Origin of the sequence: Pseudoxanthomonas sp. PXM02 (assembly GCF_014851805.1) — a bacterium.
Lineage (GTDB): Bacteria > Pseudomonadota > Gammaproteobacteria > Xanthomonadales > Xanthomonadaceae > Pseudoxanthomonas_A.
On sequence record NZ_JACVAK010000001.1, the window covers coordinates 26,328 to 42,334 of the forward strand.

13 protein-coding genes are annotated in these 16,007 nt (G+C 61.3%); 8 read left to right on the forward strand and 5 right to left on the reverse strand.

Annotated features, from left to right (window positions below):
- Positions 1-79 precede the first annotated feature (79 nt).
- The 6 genes from IB225_RS00145 to IB225_RS00170 all read left to right on the forward strand — a co-directional run bounded on the left by IB225_RS00145 (position 80) and on the right by IB225_RS00170 (position 7,146).
- Entirely contained in the window at positions 80-1,165 is a 1,086-nt protein-coding gene (locus tag IB225_RS00145; RefSeq protein ID WP_192308564.1) for a site-specific integrase, read from the forward strand.
- 105 nt (positions 1,166-1,270) lie between these two features.
- Positions 1,271-2,200, forward strand: coding sequence for a TIR domain-containing protein (locus IB225_RS00150; RefSeq protein WP_225583133.1), 930 nt, complete (start codon positions 1,271-1,273; stop codon positions 2,198-2,200).
- 393 nt (positions 2,201-2,593) lie between these two features.
- The gene (locus IB225_RS00155) at positions 2,594-4,150 is read left to right on the forward strand and encodes an adenylate/guanylate cyclase domain-containing protein (RefSeq protein WP_192308566.1); all 1,557 of its coding nucleotides are present in this window, start codon (positions 2,594-2,596) and stop codon (positions 4,148-4,150) included.
- Entirely contained in the window at positions 4,137-5,840 is a 1,704-nt protein-coding gene (locus IB225_RS00160) for a ThiF family adenylyltransferase (RefSeq protein ID WP_192308568.1), read from the forward strand. The genes IB225_RS00155 and IB225_RS00160 overlap by 14 nt, the downstream gene beginning before the upstream one ends.
- Positions 5,837-6,358, forward strand: coding sequence for a Mov34/MPN/PAD-1 family protein (locus IB225_RS00165; RefSeq protein ID WP_192308570.1), 522 nt, complete (start codon positions 5,837-5,839; stop codon positions 6,356-6,358). The genes IB225_RS00160 and IB225_RS00165 overlap by 4 nt, the downstream gene beginning before the upstream one ends.
- Before the next feature lie 128 nt (positions 6,359-6,486).
- Positions 6,487-7,146 carry a hypothetical protein gene (locus IB225_RS00170; RefSeq protein WP_192308572.1) on the forward strand — a complete coding sequence of 220 codons (660 nt, stop codon included), beginning with the start codon at positions 6,487-6,489 and terminating at the stop codon, positions 7,144-7,146.
- Between the two features lie 36 nt (positions 7,147-7,182).
- Here the strand turns inward: IB225_RS00170 and IB225_RS00175 are convergent, their stop codons facing one another.
- The 3 genes from IB225_RS00175 to IB225_RS00190 form a co-directional block, all read right to left on the reverse strand.
- Positions 7,183-7,881: a hypothetical protein gene (locus tag IB225_RS00175; protein ID WP_192308574.1), complete on the reverse strand. Its 699-nt coding sequence runs from the start codon at positions 7,879-7,881 to the stop codon at positions 7,183-7,185.
- A 552-nt stretch (positions 7,882-8,433) separates the two neighbouring features.
- Entirely contained in the window at positions 8,434-12,189 is a 3,756-nt protein-coding gene (locus IB225_RS00180) for a CHAT domain-containing protein (protein WP_192308576.1), read from the reverse strand.
- A 709-nt stretch (positions 12,190-12,898) separates the two neighbouring features.
- On the reverse strand, positions 12,899-13,225 hold the full coding sequence (locus IB225_RS00190) for a helix-turn-helix transcriptional regulator (protein ID WP_345776552.1): 327 nt from the start codon (positions 13,223-13,225) through the stop codon (positions 12,899-12,901).
- Between the two features lie 95 nt (positions 13,226-13,320).
- Here IB225_RS00190 and IB225_RS00195 point away from each other — a divergent pair, with 95 nt between their 5' ends.
- Positions 13,321-14,049, forward strand: coding sequence for a hypothetical protein (locus IB225_RS00195; RefSeq protein ID WP_192308578.1), 729 nt, complete (start codon positions 13,321-13,323; stop codon positions 14,047-14,049).
- A 19-nt stretch (positions 14,050-14,068) separates the two neighbouring features.
- On the opposite strand, the gene IB225_RS00200 is transcribed toward IB225_RS00195, so the two are convergent.
- Both IB225_RS00200 and IB225_RS00205 read right to left on the reverse strand, forming a co-directional pair.
- Positions 14,069-14,464, reverse strand: a complete 396-nt coding sequence (locus IB225_RS00200) for an H-NS family nucleoid-associated regulatory protein (protein WP_192308580.1) — start codon at positions 14,462-14,464, stop codon at positions 14,069-14,071.
- A 127-nt stretch (positions 14,465-14,591) separates the two neighbouring features.
- Positions 14,592-14,927, reverse strand: a complete 336-nt coding sequence (locus tag IB225_RS00205; protein ID WP_192308582.1) for a YciI family protein — start codon at positions 14,925-14,927, stop codon at positions 14,592-14,594.
- Positions 14,928-15,220: 293 nt separating this feature from the next.
- Between IB225_RS00205 and IB225_RS00210 the strand changes: the two genes are divergently transcribed.
- The gene (locus IB225_RS00210) at positions 15,221-15,997 is read left to right on the forward strand and encodes a hypothetical protein (RefSeq protein WP_192308584.1); all 777 of its coding nucleotides are present in this window, start codon (positions 15,221-15,223) and stop codon (positions 15,995-15,997) included.
- Positions 15,998-16,007: the final 10 nt, after the last annotated feature.

Consider the following 16,007-nt stretch of genomic DNA (forward strand, 5'->3'; position numbering starts at 1 on the left):
CTGGGCGCTCTATACATCCGATAAGTTATATTTACCGGTGGTATAATAACAAATTCATAGTGTTACATACATAGTACATATGAAAAACAACGATATCGCGCCGTTGGTCCGACTGAGCGGCCAGCTTCAACCGGATCGCTTGGCCGATCAGGCAGCCCACGCCGTGCGCGAGATCCTGGCCGCGGCGGCTTCGGCCAACACCACCCGCAGCTATGCAAGCGCCCTGCGCTACTGGGCCGGCTGGTTTCAGGGTCGCTACGGCCAGCCGTTGGCACTGCCAGTGCCCGAAGCAGCGATGATCCAGTTCATCGTCGACCACCTGCCCCGTCGCACCCGCACGGGCCAGGCGTGGGAGCTGCCAGCGGATTTGGATGCGCTGCTGGTAGACAGCGGCCTGAAGCAACGCCAGGGTCCCTGGTCGCTGGCGACGGTCATCCATCGGGTGGCGGTGCTGTCCACGGCGCACAGGTTGCACCAGGTGATGCCCAATCCAGCCGAGGCGCCGGCGGTGCGCCACCTGCTGGCGCGCAGCCGACGGGCGGCGGTCAAACAGGGTGTACGAGCCCGCAAAAAGACCGCGCTGGCCCGCCCCGAACTGGAAGCGCTGTTGGCCACCTGCGATGACTCACTGGAAGGCCTGCGCGATCGCGCCCTGCTCTGCTTCGGGTTTGCCTCCGGCGGGCGCCGGCGCAGCGAGATCGCCGCCGCTGACCTAGCTGACCTACGCACACTCCCCGAAGGGGGATACGTGTACTGGCTAGGGCACAGCAAGACCCAGCAGGCCGGTCCCACCGCTGGATCCAGCCCCGACAAGCCGGTACTGGGCGCAGCGGCTCAAGCGCTGACGGCTTGGCTACAGGCCGCAGCGTTAACCGAGGGGCCGATCTTTCGTCGCCTCTGGGGCAAGCGGGTGGGGCCAGGCCTCAGTCCTAAGGCCGTGGCGGCGATCATCCAGCGGCGCGCCGAACTAGCGGGATTGGAAGGTGACTTTGGCGGGCACAGCTTGCGCTCGGGGTTTGTTACCGAAGGCGCCCGCCGGGGCATCGCCCTACCCGCCTTGATGGCCATGACCGAGCATCGCGCCGTGGCCAGTGTGATGGGCTACTTCCAAGCAGGCACGGCTCCCGAAAATCCCGCAGCGCGATTGCTGGATCCCCTTGCTTAGCGCAACGCATGCGCTTCTCAGGCTGAGTTCCCTGATAATCGCCCAAGGTCCGGCCTCGCGGGGGGGGGGGGGCGGCACGCAACATCAAAGGGGAAGGATGCACGCATGCGCATGATTGATCGCTTTAAGGGTGAGGCGGGTCGCCGCCTGCTGGTGAACGCATTGGGTCAGCAGAAGATTGCAGGGGGTAACTCCGTCCTGGCCGAGATGCTGGTGGAGCATGTCCAGCTGAGGCAGTTGGAAGCCGGCGAACGACTGATCGAAGAGAATGCGGCCGACAACGATCTGTACCTGGTTCTGGACGGGACGTTCAAGATCGTGGTGAAGGGAACCAAGATCGCTGAGCGCACAATCAATGACGTGCTGGGTGAAATGGCTGCGGTGGATCCCACCATGCGGCGTTCCGCTGATGTCATTGCGGTCACGGATGCGCTGGTGGCCTCCTTGTCGGAGGAAGATCTGTCCAAGGTCGCAACTGTTCACCCTGAGGTATTCAAGTACATAGCGGTCCTCATGGGCCAGAAGCTCAAACAGCGCAATGATCACGTACGCCCTGCCCACGCCAAGATGCGTGTATTCCTGATCAGTTCCAAGGAGTCCATGCCGATCGCCCGAGTCGTGCACAACGCACTTTCCCACGATGAAGAGTTCGAGGTGATTCCGTGGCAGGAAGGCGCCTTCAAGGCCGCCTGCTATACGCTCCAGACGCTAGAGGATGAAGTAAACAAGGCCGACTTTGCGGTCGCAATTGCTCATGCCGATGATGTCATCGAGTACCGTGAGAAGGACTGGCCAGCGCCACGTGACAACGTGATCTTCGAGTTGGGCTTGTTCATGGGGCGGCTTGGCCGACAAAGAGCCATCTTGCTTGAGCCCCGCAACAATAAGGTAAAGCTCCCCAGCGATCTTGCTGGCGTCACCACCATCACGTATCGCTTCGATAAGGACAGCCGCGACAAGCAAGCCATGCTCGCGCCGGCGTGTAATGAATTGCGCGACCACTTTTTGGATACTGGGCCACGTCCCGGCGTCTAGTAGTCGCCACATGCTGCAGTGATGGAATAGGCCAGGTCGCGTGTTCACCTGCCTGCAGGAAAACGGCGCTGAGTGGACCGCTTCCGGCTCGGGAGCCGCACTGAGGCATGCTGAAAACGTTTTCTCGCCAATCTCGGCGAAGAACCGAGCAAGTCACGAAAAATATGTGCTTCAGCGCACTTGAACAACGGGATGGCTGGCCCAATACCGGTTCCTAGCACCGGCCTTTCGGGGTGGCTGGGCGGGGAGCGCTTCCACGCCTTTTTCGTCGCAAGATTGGCGACGCCCCTGTAGCACCGTTGCTTCCAGCATGGCTACCGGGAGCACCCACATGATGCGTCAAGTTCACTTTGATCGGCCGTCCTCTCCCCCCTTCTGCCGGGGAGGTGAGGCATGAGCGCACGGGCTTGGAATGAATCTCGTGCCGACAAGCGCATCCAGAAGAAGCTCGACGATGTGCCGTTGAAGGACATCCAGATCAAGGATTACGTCCGTGACACGGACCTGACCGGGCTCCCGAAAAACGTGGCTTATCGCGTGGACGGTGTCCACGTGTACGCGGATATCGTCAATTTGAAGGACATGCTGCAGACGACTCAGGTTGAAGGGGAGATGTGCCATCGCCGGGTGCTGCGCTTCTTGAACCTGCACTATCGCGCGGCAAGTCGTATTCTCGACAACGAAGGGGTCATGTTGATCGACTTCCACAACCAGCGACTGCACTCGGTGGTGGCCAAGCCGTATGGCGATGAGGCCCAACGCGTGCATCGGGCCATCGCCATTGGCCAGTTGTTGATCGACGCGTTGGCCCAGACGGGCGAAGATGCCGACCACCCGGCAGCTCAGGTCCGCGTCGGCATCGATACGGGCAAGGCGTTAGCCGTGAATAATGGCCGTCGCGGCCATCGCGAACCCCTCTTCCTCGGCCAGCCGGCAAACCAGGCGGCCAAGCGCTCTGGAGGCGGCTCGGCCACCGGGATTTATCTGACCAATAGCGCCCGCCTGTCCATCGGCTTGGCCAGCGTGAAGGATGAGAATGCGACTGCCCTAACGGCAGCGGAGGTGGCTACCAGCCAAGAGAAGGCGGCTTTGACGAGCACCGTGGATGGCGTGGTGAAGGAATGGCAGAAGGATCTGGAGGCCAATCCGATCGGCAAGTTCGAGTTTAGTGCGCATACCCCGCCCTTCTCGGATCTGGATATGGAATCGCTGTCGGTGAAGAACTCCCGCCGCCAGGATGCCATCGCTGTTTACGCCGATATCGATGGGTTTACCCGCTACGTCGGTGAGCGCATCGACGACGACACCAAAGCCAAGCACGTTGTCCGCGCATTGCACGTTGTGCGCAGCGAGCTTGACGCCGTACTGCATGAGGACTTCAAGGGTCGAAAGGTGCGGTTTATCGGGGATTGCGTGCATGGCCTCATGGCCGAGGGCACGGCCCAGAACACCGATGCCGAGTCCAGCGTCAGTACGATGGTGCTGTGTGCCGGTGGCATGCGCAGCAGTTTCGATCTGGCGTTGGCCAAGCTCAAAGCCGATGGGACCGATGCGTCCAGCTTGGGGATCCAGATTGGCTTCGAGTACGGCCCCATGACTGCGACTCGATTGGGCCTCAAGGGCGCGTTAATCCGGTGCTCGGTGAGCCGCGGGACCTTGGCTGCCGAAACCGAGCAGGGGCGCTGCGGTGGATCGGAAACCGCGTTGGGCCAAGTGGCCTATGACAAGGCTAGCGCAGCTGCCCGCGCGATCTTCGGCAGCGCTCGCAAACGGCAAGGGCTGACTTATCCGGTGGCATTGGAAGAACTCGCCGCCAAGGATGACAAGACCGCCAAGCTGGCCAAGGCGGCGGCATCGGCAGGGTTGCTGCAACCGGCTACCTCCGCCCCGGATCCGTACGCGTTCCGTGACCAGCCCAGTGGCCCCGCAAAACGCAATGGCTTCGCTTAATCCTTGGTTCCTTGAAGATCTTGCGCGATTCAAGCGCGAGCGTGAGGGTTTGGCCGGTCTGGTAGCGCGTTCCGAGGGGATAACGCTGCAGCGTGTCAGGTTCGATGATGGTCATATCGCTGTGGACGTCGATCTGGACATCGGACACCGGGTATTTGAAGCGGTACTACGGTATCCGACGACGTTTCCGCACTCTCCGCCGTCCGTGCGTCCGCGAAACAGCGGTCAGTTGTGGTCGGGCCACCAGTACGGCGCTGGTGGCGAGCTGTGCTTGGAGTATCGACCTGACAACTGGTTGCCCGAGATCATGGGCTGGCAAATGGTGGAGAGCGCCTATCGTCTTCTCCAAGGCGAGAATCCCTTGCCAGACCAGCACCAACAAGTCGCATCAGCCCATCAGATCACTGAGGGCCAGCGGTTGCGCTCCACGTATTCACGCATTCCGTTCACTCGCTCTTTGATGCGCAAGTTCGCAGAACTCGCTCCCGGCCAAGGCGCGCGCGGAAAGTCGCTGCTCTACATCCCCGAAACCAATCTGGTGCGGATCATTTCAAGCCTTCAAGTGGAAGGCGAAGCATGGTCTGACCCTGAGGTACCTTCGCTACTGGGCCCGGAAACCTGGGAGGTGGCTGCATATGTGCGCAGACTCGCTCCAGGTGAGCTATTTCCTAGTGTTGAGAGCTACGAAGAGTTTTCGCCCAGTGCTAGCAAGCTGGGATGGGAAGCTTCTGACAGAACGTTCGTGCTTCTCGATGGAGACCAAGTCCGTGCTTACAGCGTCTTCGATGCCGCTGTGTACAGCATGGAGCCCATTTTCCCCCCGAAGGAAGCCGCCCGCGTAAGTGCCGCTCATACTCAACTCGCCGACCGTACCGTAGCGATTCTGGGATGCGGCTCAGTGGGCAGCAAGATCGCCGCCATGCTTGCCCGGGCGGGTGTTTCCAATTTCGTGCTGATCGACGACGACATTCTGGCCGCAGATAACCTGGTTCGGCACGAACTGGATTGGCGGGATGTGGGCCAGCATAAGGCTCAGGCCCTATCCAATCGCATTCGCCGGATTCACCCTGACGTAAAAGTACGCACACGCTTCCAGCAGTTGGCAGGACAGGATTCGCCCAGTGCCGCAGAGAATATCCTCGGCTACATCGCGGAAGCGGATCTGATCATTGATGCCACCGCCAATCCGGCGGTTGGCAACATCATGTCCGAATTCACCCGGACGGCGAGAATTCCCTTGGTATGGGTCGAGGTTTTCGCAGGCGGCGTTGGCGGCATCGTGGCTCGCCATCGTCCCGGCGTTGAGCCCTCGATCGCACTCATGCGACGGGCTATCGAAAGCTGGTTCAGCCAGCGCGTAAGCGCGCCGCAGTCCCAAGGCTACCCCTACGAGCGCTCCGAAGACGGTGTTCCGTTGATTGCCGATGATGCTGATGTCTCCAGCATTGCAGCCAGTGCTGCCCGGCTGGCCATCGACACGCTGATACGTCATTCCTCGGATTTCCCCCACGCCATCTACGTCATTGGCTTGGCGCCTTGCGACTTGTTCGATCAACCCTTTGAGACGCATCCGATCTTGCTTCCTCCCGCGCCGTTGCCCGTTGCCAGCCCCGAACTGACGGCGCAGGAGATGGGCGAGCAGTTGGAGTTCTTGGGCAGCATGATCGAAAAGGCCCGTGAGCAGCAGTGAAGATCTTTGTACCTGAAGCCCTTTGCGAGCAATTGAGTCGGGAGCTCAAACTTGCCGGCAGGCGCGAAATTGGTGGCGTACTCGTGGCGGAGTACTTGGGTGACGGCACGTTTAATCTGATGGATGCGTCGGTACAGCGTCATGGAGGTACTCAAATGACGTTTGAGCGAGATCCCGAGCAGCATCGCCAGTTTCTGGCCGACTTCTATCAGCGCACAGGACATGACTATGCCCGTTTCAATTACTTGGGCGAGTGGCATTCGCATCCCACCGTTGCGGCACTGCCTAGCTATCGGGATATTTCGTCAATGCAGGAGATCGTTTCCGATCCGGCAGTCAATGCACCTTTTGCCGTGTTGATGATCGCGAGGAGGCGTTTCTGGCGGGGTTTGGAACTGTCCGCTACCGTCTTTCGACCCGCCGAACTGCCTTGCCCCGCCCTCCTCTTTCCCTTGCAGCCGTCCAACGGCGGCCACGCGTTTGAGCAGCTTCAGTCACGCCGCGATCATTTGCGCTAGCTCCACTTGGCCAGATGATTTGAGAACGAAGATTCCTGCATCTTCCCAAGTCGTATGGTGATACCGAACGCACGTGCTGAGCCTCACAATGGGTCGGCAAGACTCACCGCCAAATGCGAGACACCCGCATGGATCCGTTCTCTTTACGCTGCAGGCAATCCACCGAGCAGGCGTATGCCATCCACTTGCGGCTACCTGGCGAGGAACCCCGCTCACCACGTCACCGCTTGGCCCGGTGTGCACTGGCCTTGGCGCTGGAGCACCATGCTTCGATCATCACCCTATCCAGCCTCGGCAACTACTCCACCGCCGCCGCACTGCTCAGGCCCCTGATGGAAGCCGGTGCATGCGCCTATTGGCTTGTGTATGCCTGTCCGCCCGAACTCTTAACGATGATTCTGGCCGGCCAGAGAGACACACCCACCTTGCCCAAAATGCTGCAAGCCCTAAGCAAGATACAAGGGCTGGACGGCGTGGATGTTTTAGCCAGGATGCTGCCTCGGCAGGGCCGATATCTGGATAGCTACACGCATGGTGGCATGTCCCAGTTGGGCGAACGCGATTGGAAAACACCCTTTAGCCTTGAGCGTACCCTACACACTGTGATGGCGGCTGACATGTTCGCGGTGGCCGCTACAGCGGTGGCCACGGTGATTTATGAGGCTCCCGATCTTTTCGATTACCTCGGTGAGCGCCGCGATCAGATCAGGCAGGAAATTATCACCACCCGTGGCCAAGCCGTACCCGAGACGCCATGGCATGCCTTTCCTCAGGCGCCCTATGGATGAAGGGCAATACATCCTTGCATCGCGGGATCTCACAGGTCAGTGATTAGCCGGCGCGCTGCTCGCTGACTCAACCTCGGCGATAGCCTCGATCATGGCGAACTCCAGAATCTGACATACGGCCCGGACGGCGGTGGCATGGCAAATTCCCGCGCACAGTACAAGGGTGAACACCACCGCCCCCACGATGCCGTAGGACAGACCACGGCTGACAGCTTCAGCGGAAAGGCCTGGGGCAAGCGCATGCGTGCCAACAAACCAGAACAGTACGCCCCACGCGATGCCCGCCAGAACATTAAATCGGCCTAGCTTCTGCATCGTATGCGTGCGAACGACCTCAATGTGTTCACCCAGGTACTGAAGCTGCTGCGGCTGATGCGCGATGGACAGGATGAAGTTGCGTACTTCTCCCACTCGCTTGGCGTCCACACCTATGGCCATGGATCGGCTGGGTGTACTGAAATAAACCACGCCAATAGCCAGAAAGAACGACGGCAGGAAAACATCCTGTACCGGCTGTCCCTCCAGCACACGCAGAATGAACGCGAAGATGGCCGAGGCCACCATAACCCAGAAGAACCGCCACAGCAGAAGCTGCCCGCCTGCGAAAACCAGCCCGGGGCCAGCCAGTACCGTATCCGTCACGCCCTGAAGCCATCGGTCCGAGTGGTCCACTCGACTGCCGGTCAATGCATTTTCTGCGTGGCGCACGACCTCTAGCGCCATTTCGTATTTCATCTCTCCCCCAAGCGTATCCGACCTGCTCCTTCCCGCGATGGTGCTGCGACCTCGCTCCACACTTCAATACGAGAAAGAGTCGGTTCGATCCCCCGAAATAAAGCAGCTCTGCGCCTGCAAACATTAGCTGGGCGGATAGTACTGCTTCAGATCACGGTGGTTGCGCAACGCTTCGGGTCGGTAGGCGACCTTCTGGTCGCAATCCAGAATGCATTGTGCCTGGAAACGCGCATAGACCGTGGGGTCCAGTTCGGCCCCTTCCTTGATCTGCCGAGGAGGGCCTTTGGAAAGATACCTCTCCGAGGCGGCCGCTGGGGTCCAAATCCGTTCGCGTTTCTGCAACTTGGTCAGCGAGGCCAGCGCAACAGAACCTTTGACGGCAATTTCTCGTCGCTGGACAGGGTCTCACCCGCACTGATTGACGCGGGTGAGCGCTCAAACCGACCCAGAGACGTTTTCAGGAACTCATAGCAGCCAAGCATTCTTGAGGCTAGGCACGTGACTTTTTCTTGTCGCGATCGCTTGGACCTGCACGCGCTGCAGATCCGTGAGTCAGTGGCCCACTAGGTCGGCCCGCCGCAGAAACGCATTGCCATAGAGCGTCATTGCCAGCGCATCGCGTGGCTCGTTTCCCATCTGCGCGGCGACGGCGCGATTGCCTGCGGCATGGGCATCGATCAACGTCTGGCCCGCCTGCCATGCAGCAAGGAACGCCGGCAGCCAGTGAGAAGGCACGCGTGAATCCAGCGGCCAGGGTGAGGCAATTACAGCCGCACTACCGCGGTCCAGAAGCTGTTTGGGCAATCCCACCGTCGTACTGGCAACCGGATGCTCATCCTGGCGACCGCCACTGCACACGAACAAGATGATCACACCCGCACCCTCCAACGCACGGGCCAGCCCCAACGCATTCATCCGCAGCTGGGCTTCGTCGGAGATCACTTTGAAGAAGCGGTTGTCATCGGCCAGTCCGCCGTGCGCGGCGACAATTGCCAACTCGGCGCTACTGAGGTCGGCCGGGACCTGCTCGCCGGTGTGCAAGACAACACCGTGCTGGGCGAGGACGTCCCCGACCCGATCTGCGACGGTGGCCAACGTGCCATTGCCCTGCCCTTCCACGGCCGTGGAGATCCAGGCCGTAGGCGGACCGTAGTGTTTGCTGGGCGCGGCCACGGCTGCCTTCAGCCACGTCAGCGAGGGCGCGACCGCACTAGCGGCGGTGGTTCCCAGCAATTGGCCATCGATCAACAACAACTGCGGGGGAAGCCGCTGCAAGCTGGTGTCCAGAATGAAAACCGCCTTATCGCCAACGTCCTGCGAGAGTCCTATCTCGCGCATGCTTGTATAGAAAAGATTCGGGTCTTGTGTGTCCAGTCCATATTCGAAGGGAAAACGGACGGACCACTCATGCAGGCGCCTGAGTGAGAACGTGTCCTGCTCGCGCTGCACGGTCAACCGTCCGGCTTCGGCACTCACGCGTATGAGTCGATCGGCACTGTCGAGGGCGAGCATTTCCATGCGAAGTCCGCGTTGGGACAGGTCAACCAGCGTCTGTAACGGTTCTTCAATGGTCGTTGGCAGCCAGTTGCCCTCATTGACGCCGGGCAATGCGATCGCGTGATCGCTCGTCAGTTCTGCTGCGAAGCTCGCGGTGGTGGAATCGGCCAGAGTCGACTCCTCAGCTAGCTGGCTGCGTGCGGCGCGCACGAGATAAAGGACATCAAAGCCCACGTCATCCGAGTAGCGCGCGTTCTGTGCGGCGCGCGCGCGCTCGAGCAGCCGCTGAGGTCCAACGGCGGTATTGGCCGCCAGTTGCACCAGCTCGGCCGTCATTTCACCGGCAGCGTGCAAGGCATGCTGGATTCGGTTTCGTAGCTGCGCATGCGCTTGCAAGCCTAAGCTCTCCGCCTGTGTGAGTGCCTGTACCGCCATGACCAGGACCGTGGTGAGCTCGTCCTGTTCTCGGACCACGTCTTGGAGATTGGCATCGATGGCATCCAGCAGCGCCAACCAGGGGGCAGCCTCGCGCGACTGGGCCGCCTTGAACTCGGCCATCTGCAAGCCCAGACGCACGGTCTGGATGCGATGTCCCGAGCCTGCGTGCGCCCCCAACTGGTGCAAGAGCTGCTCGCACCGATCCAGGAACTGGCGGGCAGGGTCCAGCAGACCGGCGTCACGCAAGGCGCGAACAACCCCCATCGTCTCGTAGTACTGATGTTCCAGTTCCACAGCACCGTGAGTAGCCAGCGCACAGCCAAAGGCCATCAAGGCCCGGGAGCGGTTGTGCATGCGATGAAATGCATCCCCGTACGCGAACCAGGCCAAGCGCAGCCGGTCCGGCCGCCCTTGCGTGGCGGCCAGGCCGGCTTCCACCAGATCGCGCGCCAGTTGGGCCTGTCCCCCGACCGCCAGCCGACTGGTCACCAGCCGCAGAACTTCCAGATCATCATTGCGACGCGTGGCGTGTGGGGCGAGCGCGAAGGCCACGGTCACCATTTGCCGTAGCGCATTCTCATCGTCGGACTGTTCCTGTTTGCCGACATATTGCACCATCCTTTTGAGATTGCTCAGCGCCTTGTCGGCCGGCAGCGTCAATAGATGCGCTGGCAGCACCACCGTGGCCAGATCCACGGCGCGCTCTCGGCTAAGCCACTCCACCGCCGCGCCGTAGAACGGCAGGAACTGTTGGGCATCGAGTTCTTCTTCGGGGACCGGCAATGCCACAGGGGCAACGGCAGGCGCGCCTGCCAGGCGCAACAACGCGTAGGCCAGTACGGCCACCCCCACAATCCCGGCCACGTCAATCGACAACAGCTCATCCAAGCGTTCCCGCGATGCGGTATCGGCGGGATGGACTGCCAGGTAGCACAAGATAAACACCACCGACTCAGGGAGAACCTCCTGCATCTGGTCATCGCCGATCAGTATCAACTGTTCGATCGACCACAACTGCACGATTGCCCCCGAACGGGCGAAGGTCGATTCTGGGTCCATCGACGATGCGAGCATGGCAACGTGTACCGGCAAGTTACGGCGCCTGGCGTCCAGCGCAGCCGCCAGACGCGTCTGAGCCGCTTTGCCAAACCATTGCGCATCGGCCTGCTCGATAAGGGCAGCGTAATCAGGCACTGTCTGCTGATGCAATGCGTGCAACACCACGGCGATGTAATCGTCTAGCGGTAAAGCTGCCCCCGTTGTCGGGGCCGGATCCTGCCCATCGCGCGCGGCCATGAACAATCGCCGCATCTGATGCTGTTCCAAGACCGAGGAAGCGGGAAAATGGTTAGCCAGCCATCGCAAGGATTGCCCTTCGATAAGCGCCGAGGGGATCGACTGGGTCAACTCCAAGGCTAATTCGTTCAACTCAAGATCGTCGAGTTGATCTGCACTGGAGCCCAGAAGCTGCTGCGCCAATGCCAGATCCTCGCCGGCCAAGGCGATGGTGGCGAGTTTCAACTTAAGATCGGCGGCCGCCTCGGCCAGATGCGGAGCAAATGCGCGAACAAACTCCAGCGCTCGAATCGAGCGACCGCCCTTGTGCAAGATCTGGGCTTTGAGCAAGAGGTGCTTTGAGGCCGACAGTCCGGCCAGTGCATCGATTTCGCCCAGCACCGACACGATGTCGCCGCGTTCAACGCGGTGGCTCCATGCTTGGAGCTGGGCCATCAGTCCATCATCGATGGCCTGATGCGCATCAGCCCCCCATATGGTGCAGTCCAGGTCTTGCAGAGCCTGTTCATTGCTCCTAAGGGCGGGCAGATACTCACCCACGTCAATCAACACGACGACCCCCTCGCCGACCCGCCTCACGCTTTGCGTGGCAAGCTCCACCAAGGCAGGTACCCAGCGATCTTCCGGCGCCTGCAGCACCGTCGGCGCAGCGATCTGATGGTGGGTGGGACGGTAGCGCGCGCCCTCGACCACGATGACGAAGTCGCCCCGCTCAGCGCCAGCAATGGCATCGAGGACGGCGACGGTCTCGAGGCGGGCGATCCGGTGTACCTGCAGGCGACGGGAGAGCACCTCAAGCTCTTCGGCGTCCAGCGCGTAGCCCCGGATCTGAGCTGTATCGGCGACCACGTCGGCCACCACGGTATCGGGCATGTCCGGAGGCAGCAGGACTAGTGCCTTGCGAAACGCGGGACGTCCTGCTTCGTCGGTCGCGCCGGCCAGGACGAGAAATATGAGGCGTGCCAGGCGCGCTGCCAGTCCCGCTCGACCGATCAGGACGAGGTTGACGCGGTCAACCTGACCTCCTGCGAACAAGTCCGCCCAAGGCCCTTCAACGTGATCTGGAACAGCCGCCATTCATGGCCCCATAGCCGGAAGCAAGAACGGGAGCATACCCTTGCCCCGCCTCCATCCGTGGCCGAGCCGCGTGCCGTCCTGACCTGCACCTGCAACGAAGGACGTAGGCAAATGGGTTGGCAGACTTGCCTTCTGGTCAACACCGGAAGCTCAGCGGTATGCCACCGGCATGTCACCCTCGGTACCGGCCTGACTGATCCCCAGGTTATCGTTGGCGTAAGCGCCGGATTGTTGGCTACATCAGCGACGAGTCGACCAATGCTGGCGCGTGAGGTTTCCGTGCGTTTGTAGGACTCGCCCTTGCGGGTCAGCTGGAACGCCTCGGTCGGCTTGTCCGTCAACTAGACCGAGCGCAGGATGGTGTAGGTCAGCGACGAACGCTCCACCACCTCTGCTGTCCTGAGATTTACCGGACGCGTCTGGCCCACCATGCGCTTATCCCAGCAATGCGGTCTACCACGCCACAGGCAATCGCGTTCGCGACTTGCCGATCACCCCTGACAAATTGATCTAGCACTTAGCATCCGTCTTCCGGCCACCCGTGACTGGTGTCGACCAGCGTTCGAAATGTGAGGCTGAGGTAGGTTCGGTAAGTGGGATGCACAGGTGAGCGCTTTTCAGACCACTAGCGCTGGGAACTGACAGTCGGTCTAGCCCTAGATCGCCAGTTCCGACGGCCCCCCCCCGCGGCTGCCCGCGGGGCGGGCGGCTACTTCGTGGGCGGCGTCTCCAGCGCCTTCACCAGCTCGCGTTTCTTCTTTTTCGTCAGTGTGGGCCAGTGCAGCAGCACCTTGGCCAGTAGCTCGTCTTCGGTGTAGAGAAAGGCCGGCGGAATCCCCAGGGCCTGGGCCAGTTGCTTGACCATGGCCGAACGGGGCTCATGGACGCCACGCTCGTACTGATTGATGCGGGGGCTTGCCACCTCGACCTCCATGCCAGCCAGAACACCTAGCTGAGCCTGCGTCAGGCCCCGGCTCAGGCGTGCCTGCGCCAGCCGCCGGGCAAAGATCGATCGCTTGTCAGCCGCTTTGGACACACGGGCCCCTGGTCACATCCTGACAAAAGGATGGCCGAAGTGCCGCGCCTTGGATACTAAGTTAATCTTAGTGCCCCTGCAATCCGGCCCACCCCATGACGCCTCAAACGCTGGACGACCTGGGGTTGCCGGGCGCGGTGTACCTGTGGTCGTTGCTTCATGCCCAGCAGCATCGACTGGCTTTGGCGCCCACGGCCGAGTTGTCCCGGGAGATCCTGCAGGTGCTGGCGACCCATGAGGTGCTGGTGCTGGACACCGAGGAGTCGTCCACACCGGTTCAGCTCACCCCACTGGAAGGCATCCGGTGGCGATGGATCTGGCGGGCTTACCACCCCTCCAGTGCCCTGCCGGCACTGGAGGATTTCCTGTCCTCGGTGACACACGAGGAACTGGTGCTGACGTTGGGGGTAGCGCTCTGGCAACGCCTGCTGCGCGATGAAGCCCAAGCCTTTTATGCCCAGCAACTGGTCCGGTGCCAGTTCGATCCGGCTTGGCAGCAGGATATGGCTTTTGCGCAACGCTTAACGCGCCTGTCGCTGAGCGCCTCGCAGTGGCGGTACTGCGCCTGGGCGGCGGTCCGTCACGGCGCAAGCTTGGCCTGCCAAGGCACAGGCCCGGCGCTGGTGCGCGAGGGTATGTACGGGGAAATCCTGCGACGGGCGGCGGCCGTGGCTGCCGGCCGCTACGGACGATGTGGGTTCACGCCGGCCGGAGCCCAGCCACCGACGGCGCTGGCGCAAGGGTTGGCCTGCCAGTGGTTCACTCTGGGACAGGCGTACTGGACGCAACTGCCCAGCACGGCGGCGTTGCAGGCTGGACGCTGAGCTCGGCGTTGGGTCGCGCTCAGCCCGGATACTTGGGAAACTTCTCGTTGGGATGCTTGGCCTTCCATTCCTTGTAGGCCGCCGTGCCCTCCCAGGCGGTGAAGGCCCGCGGCGGGCGTCCGCGCCCGGTCCAGGTGTCCTGCGTGTGGGGTAGCCAGTATTTCGGGGCGACCTCGGAGGACGTGGCCGGCTTCTTCACCCGTGCCGGACTGCTGGCGCCTGCGGCGGCGACGATCTCGGCTTTCTGCTTGGCGCTGAAATGCCGGCCGTACTGCCCCAACAGATTCATGACCTCGGCGAACGCATCGGCGGCTTGTTGTTCTCGCAGCTGGGCTTCTTGCTGCTCCAGCTTGCGAAGCTCCTCCTCTAGTCTGGCTTTGGCCGTGGCAATGGAGTCCAGGGTGGGCTTGCTCATGCGTAGAAATGACCTCGTACAACGGAGAGTGGGCGTGCACGCCGGAGTGTAATGGACGCAGCGTCAGTGAGCTGTCAGGCCTGGCCAGTGCCGGTACACGCTGGGACATGACCCGGCATCATAAACATCAGCCCGTGGGCAGCGGCGGGCATTCCATAACCTCGACCGCATTACCGGCCATGAGTGCCACATGAGGATGATCACGGAACATCTGCGCAGCTTCCTCATGCGATCTGGCTTGAACAATCATGAAAGCTGTCAGCTCGTTTTGGGCACTGGCAATACCCGCGGCGTCAACACGCTTTGTACTGGCAAGCGGTGCGCCCGGATCGACGATGGCATCGGCGTGCCTCTGCGTCCAGGCTCCCCACGCCTCCATAAATTTCCTACCCTGTTCCTGCGAGATCTCTTGCTTCTGCGCGTCGGATGCCGCCCCGAGAAAAATCGCCAGATATTTGTTCATCTTCGCATTCTCCCATTCGTGGGCAGGTTGAATCAGGCGTAGTGGGTGAATCCCCCAGGCTGCTCAGAGGCGCGCTCTCACTGCGCGCATGCAACAGAAATGGCGCAACCTGCACCGGTCAGCGATGCACAGGTCAACGCACATGCCAGAAGGTCTGGCTCTGGCTCTAATCGTCGTATTTACATAAGGCCGACCATGATCGCGAGTCAAGACGCAGGAGCGAGATCATGACGTGGCCTCAAGCCCAGACGGCAGATGCCGATAGCTAGCCGATCTCTGCTGCGCTACCGAACATGCACCGCATCCTGCTTCTGTCACTGCTCGTCTCCCTGCTGTGGGGAGTGCTTTCATTGGTTCCGTACCTGACCGGTCCCTGCGGCTGGCCACTGTCGCTGGCGCTCATGGCGGTGGTCGTGATCGATGTGTTCTGGGGCGTTGCCACGGTATATGTCATCGACCTGTTCAACTCCCACTACCGGAACAACAACGAATTCCTGCGCAGCTTCTATGCCGAGCTGCACGCAGACCTCATTGCCGTGCTCGTGCTGGCCGGCGTGCTGTTTGTCATCTTCTCGATGGCCACGCCAGGCTACGCGCTGTCCAACATCGACATCGCGTGCCTGGGCCTTCCCTTGTTCATCAACGCAATAGATGCCTTGGCGCGCGCCAAGGATCCGGTGGGCATTCTCCGGCTCAATATGGGCCAGCGGCTGTTCCTGATGAGCGTGCCTGCGGCGATGCTGGTGCTGTCGAGCTGGATCCTGATCCGGATCTACTCGGGGCAGATCCCGGCCGCCGCCTCGCTGTGGTTGCAGCTGAACATCATCGCGGCCGGCTTTTCGGCCTACGTATCGGCCAAGCAGGTCAGCTACTTCCTCACACACCGCAAGATGGGCGTCTCGCCTACCCTGGAAAAGATGTTCGCGGCCTTTCGTGGCGGTCGACCCGGCCCTTACGATCACGCGAAACAGTTGGCGGAGAAGTTCGAACGCGACATGAAGAAGGCCACCGCGCAGGCCGCTGCAGGGCGGCGCCAGAGCCGGAAGCGAAGTAAACCCAGACGGAAGTAGTCCGGCTGCG